Source organism: Gordonibacter sp. (assembly GCF_036667095.1).
Taxonomy (GTDB): domain Bacteria; phylum Actinomycetota; class Coriobacteriia; order Coriobacteriales; family Eggerthellaceae; genus Gordonibacter.
Genome location: NZ_JAVWUP010000128.1, coordinates 1 through 7260, shown reverse-complemented (window position 1 = coordinate 7260; position 7260 = coordinate 1). Strand labels below are relative to the sequence as shown.

The window sequence follows — 7260 nt, the reverse complement described above, 5'->3', positions numbered from 1 at the left end:
CCGGTCACCTGTCTTTCGAGAACGAAAACGTGGCGGAGGCCTCTCCTCGGCCAGAACGCAAGACGGGCACCGCTCGATGCGGTGCCCGTCTTCAGGATTGCCGTAGAGCCAAGGTGCTAAGAAAGCACGGTCTCCTCTTCGCGAGCCTCGAGAGGAACCGCGATGATCTCGAGCGGGTTCTCGGGCACGAAGGGCTCGAACAGGGGCTCGCCGTTCTGCGATAGCTCCACCATGCCGGTGAGGACGTCGACGTACTGGTAGGACTGACGGGCCGTGCGGCCGCGTTTGCGGTCGACTTCCAAGATGAACAACTGGGGGTGCACCTGCATGAGCACGCCTTCGCTCTCGACAATTTTCGAGCGTCCCATATTGGCGCGTACCTTCAGGCGTTGACCGACGAAGTCGTCTAACGTATCATGAATGGAGTCGACGATTTTGGCTTGTTTCGCTAAATCCATGCTCACTCTTTCTCGCGTGTGCCGTTATACAGAAATCACAAAGCGTAATTATACCACCTCGGTCAATACTCTACAGAATCTGCACGGATATGTTACTTTTCGCTAACAAAGAGCGAAGAGAGCGAAGAGACTGCGCTTGCACCGCACCCACCTGCACAGCAGCAGATGCGACGCACCCCACGGCACCTCCCCACAAAGAACTCCCTCGACCTGGCATGGAAAACACCGGGGAACCTTCGGCGTGGCAGGCGAAAGACGCTCCTTCAAGGGGCCAGGCCTTAGACACCGATCGAATGCTTGATTAAACCGCCTGTTGAAGACAAGAAAAGCATCGGCTCATCGACGCATAGCGACTACTTGCTGATCTATACTGTCGCCATAAGTCCGGCGCCTTTGGGGAGGCGCGAACCGATAGGGGGTCCCATGGCAACGAAACCAAACGCCGAAAAGAAGGAGCGCAAGTCGCTTTCTTCGTACAGTATCCTGTTCATCATCATCTTCGCCGTAGGCATCATCACCGTGATCGCCTCGCTGTTCACCTCCGATATCACCGGAGCCTCCCTGCCCGACATCCTGGATTCGTCGGTCGAAGGGCTCATCGACGCAGCAGAGATATCGTTCTTCCTGCTTATCCTGGGCGGCTGCTTGGGCATCGTCACGAAAATCGGAGCGCTCAACGCAGGCATCACCGCGCTTGTGCGCAACATGAAGGGACACGAGCTGCTGCTCATCCCCATCATCATGGCCGTGTTCGCCATCCTGGGCAGCTCATACGGCTTCTGCGAGGAGACCGTCCCCTTCTACGCACTGCTTTCCATGACCATGGTAGCCGCAGGCTTCGACACGATGGTCGCTTCTGCGACAGTGCTGCTGGGAGCAGGCGTGGGATGCCTGGGTGCCACGGTGAACCCCTTCGCCAACGGCGTGGCCATCGACATGCTCAACCAATCCGGTGTAGCCGTGAACACGGGCACCACCATCATATTGGGTTTGGTGCTGCTGGCCGCTTCGTACGCCATCGCTGTGTTCTTCATCATGCGCTATGCGCGCAAGGTGAAGGCCGACAAGGGTTCGACCATTCTGTCGCTGCAGGAACAGAAAGCCATGGACCAGACGTTCGGCCCGGAGGCGCAGGCGGGCGCGGCGGCGGGCAAAGCCGCGGCAGACGGCGAGGCGCTCGACCCGAACGCTCCTATGACCCGCGTGCAGAAGATCACGCTGGCCCTGTTCGGGCTGGCGTTTCTCGTAATGATCGTCGGGTTCATCCCCTGGCAGAGCTTCGGCGTGGACCTGTTCGCGCTCGGGGGCGTGTTCGATGCAGAAACGGAATCATGGGTCGTTTTGCCGTGGAGCGCCTGGATCACCGGCCTTCCGCTGGGCGAGTGGTACTTCAAAGACGCATCGGTGTGGTTCCTGCTCATGTCCGTGATCATCGGCGTAGTGGCCCGCATGTCCGAGAGCGATCTGGTGGGCACATGGATCGACGGCGCCGCCGACATGGTGGGCGTGGCGCTGGTTGTGGGCCTTGCGCGCGCTATTGCCATCCTCATGGCGTCCACGCACCTCGACGTGGTCATCCTGGACAACGCATCGAACCTGCTGCAAGGTTCGCCCGCATTCATCTTCGCGCCGGTAGCCTACCTTATATTCTTGGGGCTGTCGTTTATCATCACGTCGTCGTCGGCACTGGCAACGATATCGATGCCCCTCATGGGATCGCTTGCCACGTCGCTAAGCTTCTCACCCGACGTGGTAGTCATGCTGTTCGTGGCCGCAAACGGCCTGGCGAACCTGTTCAGCCCCACCGCGGCTTTCCTACCTGGTCTGATGATGGCGAAGGTGGAGTACCCCACCTGGCTGAAGTGGGCCGCCGTGCCCATCGTGGCTATCGGTGTGGCAAGTGTGGCAATCCTGACAGTTGCGATGATGATCTTGTAGTTTGCGCGAGTTTATCGAAGCGCTCCGACATTGACCAAGCACCTGTCGTATCGAAAGCTCGGTGCGACAGGCGCTCCGCCAACAGGAGAGCACAGCCAAGCGATCCGTCGGACCCTAGCGCGCAGGCCGAAGATCCGCGCCTCCGTTTGCAAGCAGGGCTTTTCCGAGCTGGATGAACTCTTCGAGGGAGAGCGTCTCGCCGCGACGCCGGGGGTCGATGGCAGCTTGCTCGAACAGGCGAGGAAGGCGCTCTATCGCCTGCGCGCTCTCGGCGCCTTTGCCGGCGAAGTAGGTTTTGCACGAGTTCGCAAGCGTTTTGCGACGATTGGCGAAAGCGGCTTCGGCCATAAGGGCTGCAGCGCGCTGTGTGGCAGCATCAAGCGGACGGCCCTCGTTGTCGAGCGGCGTGCAGCGGTCGAGGCGCAAGACGGCGCTTTCGACGCGCGGGGGCGGGAAGAAATTTCCCGGACCCACGGCAAAACGCCCGCCCGGCTGGGCGTAGAGGCGCAATTTCACGGTGTAAGCGCCGTAGTTCTTGGTGCCGGGACCTGCGGCCATGCGGTCGGCCACTTCTTTCTGCACCATGATGGTGGCACTCTCCAAACAAGGAAAATGCTCGAAGTAGTCGAGGACCACCGTGGCCGCCACAGCATAAGGCAGGTTGGCGACCAGCTTGTTGGGCAAGGACACGCCAGGTGCGGCATCAGCACAACGTGCCGCGCGCAGGTCCTCGATCGTCAGATCGAGGGCATCCTTCTCGATAAGGGCAAAGCGCTCGGCCCACGGGGCGAGCGTCTGCGCGAGCACGGCGGGAAGGTCGGGATCGCGCTCGACCGAGATGACGCTGGCAGCGTGCTTCAGCAGGGCAATAGTAAGGGTGCCGATGCCGGGACCCACCTCCAGCACCGCATCAGTCTCGCGAACGTCGGCCAACGTGACGATCTTCTGCAAGATGGCATCGTTGATGAGGAAGTTCTGGCCAAGCGAATACTTCGTGGTCAGACCGTGAGCCCTCAGCACCCCGCGTGTCTCCGAGACGCTGGCCAGCGGTGAGAGCTTACCCACGGCGCTTGCCGCCCTTGTTGCCGGGCGCTGCGCCCTTGCGACTGGAGCTGCCCTTGCGAGCAGGACCGCCGCTTCTGCCGGCAGCATTGCCACCTTTACGACCAGGACCGCTACCCAAACTGGCAGCACCGCCGCTCTTTTGGCTGGCGCTTTCGTTCCCCACAGGCTGCCTGACCTTGGCATTTTCCTGGCTCAAGCTGAACTTCGGCTTGACGATGTTGGCAGGAAGCCCGACGTCTTGCTCCGGCTCGACCGCGCAGCCGTCTCTTTCGGCAAGCCCGGCGGAAACCTTGCCTGCCCTCGCGGCACCAGGCAGCGCGGAAACGGGGTACTCGACGGCCTCGGCCACGATCTCACCGTCCTCGTCGATCTTGCCGACCCAGTCGAGCACGCGCCCAAGCCCGAAGCCGGCGCACGACAGAGCAGAACGCACGATGCCGACAAGCGGGTCAAAGCCGTGAGGGTCGCCGCCCTCGCCTATTACATGCAAGGTTGCGGGGCGCTTTGCCTCCCTGCGGGCATCGGTCCAGAAATACGGCTGTAGGCGATCAAGCAACGCCGTGAGCTGCGACGGCGGACCTGCAAAGTACACGGGAGCCACCACGATCAGTTCGTCGGCTGCATCGAGAAGCTCGTACACCTCGGCCATGTCGTCGTCGATGACGCAGCGGGAAGGCAGCTCGCCTGCCTCCGCCTCGCTCCCTGCCGCAATCATCGCATCGACGCGCTTCGCCACCAGCGCGCGACACGCGTCACAGCCCGTGCACGGCCCAATGTCCAACGTGGAGACGGGAGCCAGAGCCACCTCGTCATCGGGGCATTCCTCGATGCAGGTTTCGAACAGCAGGTCGGCTAGGTGGGCGCTGCGCCCGTCGACGCGCGGTGATCCTACGATAATCAGGCGATTCATGAACAGCTTGCTCCTTCGTTGTTGCTCGGTCCTGCTTCGGGAGCGGCTTCTTCGGCCGCAAATGCCGCAGTGTAGAACTGTCGGGCCGCATCGAGCTGCCACGACGTGGGCTTTCGGTCGAGCAGGCCGCGGGCGTTCTCCATAAGCTGGCGCAAAAATGCCGCCCGCTCCTCCCCCGGCGCGCACCCGCGCACCTCGGCTAAGCGTTCGGCCGTGAATATCACATGCTCGGGACCGCAGTTCATGCCCCGCATGGGCTCGGGCGTCATGTAGGGCGCGTCCGTTTCCGTAAGCAGCCGGTCAAGCGGAACCCGCGAGGCCGCGTCGCGCACCTCGTCGGCCTTCTTGAACGTAAGCGGCCCGCCGAACGCCACAAAGCATCCCGCCTCGACCCATGGCTCAAGCGTGCCCGCGTCGAGATTGTAGCAGTGCAGCAGCACGCCCGCCTCGGGGAAGCCCTCGTCTTGCAGGAGGGCGAGCGCCTCGTCGTGGGCTTCGCGCACGTGCAGGATCACCGGTAGCCCGCATTCCTTGGCCACGCGCAGCTGCCGGCGAAACGCCTCGCGCTGAGCCTCGCGCGGCGAGAAATCGTAGTGGAAGTCCAACCCAATCTCGCCGAGCGCGCCTACCCGCTGGTCGGCGAGGCGCTCGCGCAACGTCGCCTCGAGCGCATCGTCGTAGTGCTTTGCATTGTGCGGATGGCAGCCAACCGCAAGGCGAATCCGTGGCACGCACGGAAAGGCCTGCCCTCAACACCGGGGGATCAGATGCCGCACCTGCAGCGCAGCATCGAGCTTCCACCGATCCAGCTCGTCGAAGGTGGTCGAGCCGTCTTCGTACACATCGCAGATGGTGCAGATAAACGACACCTTGTGCTTGGCGCACCGTGCCAACGACAGCGCCGGGTCTGCCAGCAGCTGCAGGTGCGCATGCGTGTCGGCCACGTACGACTCCAGCCGGGGCGCCGCCACCTCACGATACTCCCCGCGCTTGCGCTTCTGCCGGAACAGCAGGTCGCGAAAGACCGGCTCGGCCGGACGCTCGGATGCCTCCGACTCGGCTGTTGTCTGATGTGCATCGTCCGTCATTGCCGCCTCCTTACCGTCCGGGCACATCACGGGACGAGCCGCCCCGTGACGCAACGTGGTCCCTATTCTATGCTCAGGTCGATAGCGGCGGCATCAAGGCGCGGGAACAGCGGATCGCCCGTCTCCACGGCGTTGCCTGCCGGAAGCCCGCCCCAGGTCGTTGCCGCCTCGATGTCGGTCACGGCCACGATGTCGCCGAGCGACAGGCGCCGGAACACCTCGGCCGACGTGTTGGGCATGAGCGGCGCCAGGTACAGCGCGATGATGCGGATGGCCTCAAGCGCGTTGTAGATGACGGCAGCCAGCTCGTCGGCGGTTTCCTCCGACTTCGCCAAGTTCCACGGGGCGCTTTCCTCCACGTAGAGGTTCACGCGGCTGGCCAGCTTCTGCGCGGCCGCAGCCGCACCCGTGAAGTCAGCGGCCGCGAGGCAGCGGTCGTATTCGGCGTACAGTTCGTCGGACAGAGCACGCAGCGGGTTTGCAGCCGCCAGCGCCTCCGCGCTCACGGCAGGAACGCTCCCCTCGAAATACTTGGTGGTCATGTTGAACACGCGCGAGCACAGGTTGCCCCAGGTGTTCGCCAAATCGGCGTTGTACACCTGCACCATGCGCTCGATGGAAATGGAGCCGTCATGGCCGAACTGCACGTCGCTCATGAAGTAGTAGCGATACGCATCTACGCCGAACACGCTCACGAGGTCGGCGGGCTTGAGCGCGTTGCCCTTGGACTTCGACATCTTCTCGCCTTTGGTCAGCAAAAAGCCGTGCCCGAAGATAGTGTGCGTGATAGGCAAGCCCGCCGCCATGAGCATGGCCGGCCAGATGACGCAGTGGAAGCGCGTGATATCCTTGCCCACGAAGTGGTACTGCATGGGCCAGCGCTCGTCGAACTCGCCTGCGCGCTCGGGGTCGGCATAGCCCACGCCGGTGAAGTACGCCAGCAGCGCGTCGGCCCACACGTAAGCCACATGGCCCTCGTCGAACGGCAGCGGCACGCCCCAGTCGAACGTCGAGCGGCTGATGGAGAGGTCCTTCAGGCCGCCGGACACAAACGACACGATCTCGTTTCTGCGCGTCTCGGGGCGAATGAAGTCCGGGTTCTCCTCGTAGAACGCGAGCAGCTTGTCCTGGAACTCGGACAGCTTGAAGAACCAGTTCTCCTCGCCGCCCGCTTTCTGCACGGGACGCTTGCAGTCCGGGCACACCAGCTCGCCCTCGTCGTTCTTCTCCAAATCGCCCTCGGCGTAGTACGTTTCCTCGTGCACGCAGTACCAGCCCTCGTAGCTGCCCTTGTAGCACCAGCCGCGGTCGTAGAGGTCCTGCCAGAACTGCTTCACGCTGCGTGCATGGCGCGGCTCGGTGGTGCGCACGAAGTCGGTGTAGGTGATGTCGAGCAGGTCCCACGTATCGCGGAACGCCGACTCCATCGAGTCGCACCAAGCCTGCGGCGTCATGCCCTTGCTCGCCGCCGTGTCGGCAACCTTCTGGCCGTGCTCGTCCATGCCCGTCACGAACGCCACGTCGTAGCCGTTCATGCGCTGGTAGCGCGCCACAGTGTCCGCCGCGATGGTCGTGTACGCCGTGCCCAGATGCGGTGCGGCATTCACATAGTAGATGGGGGTGGTGAACGAGTAGGTGCCTTTCGACATGGTGCTTCCTTCTTCTCGGGGCGACGAGGCTCATGATGCTTCGCCAGCCGGTTTGCCGGCGACCTTTCGCCGACCAGACACGTAAGCGCTATTCTAGCATGGCTCGCATCGAGCGACGAAACGCATCACGATGCTCACACGAACGACGACGC

At 62.9% G+C, this 7260-nt stretch carries 7 protein-coding genes; 1 reads left to right on the top strand and 6 read right to left on the bottom strand.

Features of this window, described 5'->3' with window-relative positions; all coding sequences use genetic code 11:
* Nucleotides 1-116 precede the first annotated feature (116 nt).
* Entirely contained in the window at nucleotides 117-458 is a 342-nt protein-coding gene (locus RR842_RS10425) for a Veg family protein (protein WP_332514313.1), read from the bottom strand.
* A gap of 423 nt (nucleotides 459-881) precedes the next feature.
* Here RR842_RS10425 and RR842_RS10420 point away from each other — a divergent pair, with 423 nt between their 5' ends.
* Nucleotides 882-2396, top strand: a complete 1515-nt coding sequence (locus RR842_RS10420; RefSeq protein WP_332514315.1) for a YfcC family protein — start codon at nucleotides 882-884, stop codon at nucleotides 2394-2396.
* 114 nt (nucleotides 2397-2510) lie between these two features.
* Here RR842_RS10420 and rsmA read toward each other — a convergent pair whose 3' ends face one another.
* The 5 genes from rsmA to metG all read right to left on the bottom strand — a co-directional run bounded on the left by rsmA (nucleotide 2511) and on the right by metG (nucleotide 7108).
* Nucleotides 2511-3461, bottom strand: coding sequence for a 16S rRNA (adenine(1518)-N(6)/adenine(1519)-N(6))-dimethyltransferase RsmA (gene rsmA, locus RR842_RS10415; protein WP_332729695.1), 951 nt, complete (start codon nucleotides 3459-3461; stop codon nucleotides 2511-2513).
* Nucleotides 3454-4371: a flavodoxin family protein gene (locus RR842_RS10410; RefSeq protein WP_332574550.1), complete on the bottom strand. Its 918-nt coding sequence runs from the start codon at nucleotides 4369-4371 to the stop codon at nucleotides 3454-3456. Before RR842_RS10410 ends, rsmA begins: the two co-directional genes overlap by 8 nt.
* On the bottom strand, nucleotides 4368-5102 hold the full coding sequence (locus RR842_RS10405) for a TatD family hydrolase (RefSeq protein ID WP_332514320.1): 735 nt from the start codon (nucleotides 5100-5102) through the stop codon (nucleotides 4368-4370). Before RR842_RS10405 ends, RR842_RS10410 begins: the two co-directional genes overlap by 4 nt.
* 18 nt (nucleotides 5103-5120) lie before the next feature.
* Complete coding sequence (locus RR842_RS10400) at nucleotides 5121-5459, bottom strand: nitrate ABC transporter substrate-binding protein (RefSeq protein ID WP_332521600.1); 339 nt, start codon at nucleotides 5457-5459, stop codon at nucleotides 5121-5123.
* A 62-nt stretch (nucleotides 5460-5521) separates the two neighbouring features.
* The gene (gene metG, locus RR842_RS10395; protein WP_332514322.1) at nucleotides 5522-7108 is read right to left on the bottom strand and encodes a methionine--tRNA ligase; all 1587 of its coding nucleotides are present in this window, start codon (nucleotides 7106-7108) and stop codon (nucleotides 5522-5524) included.
* Between the last annotated feature and the right edge of the window lie 152 nt (nucleotides 7109-7260).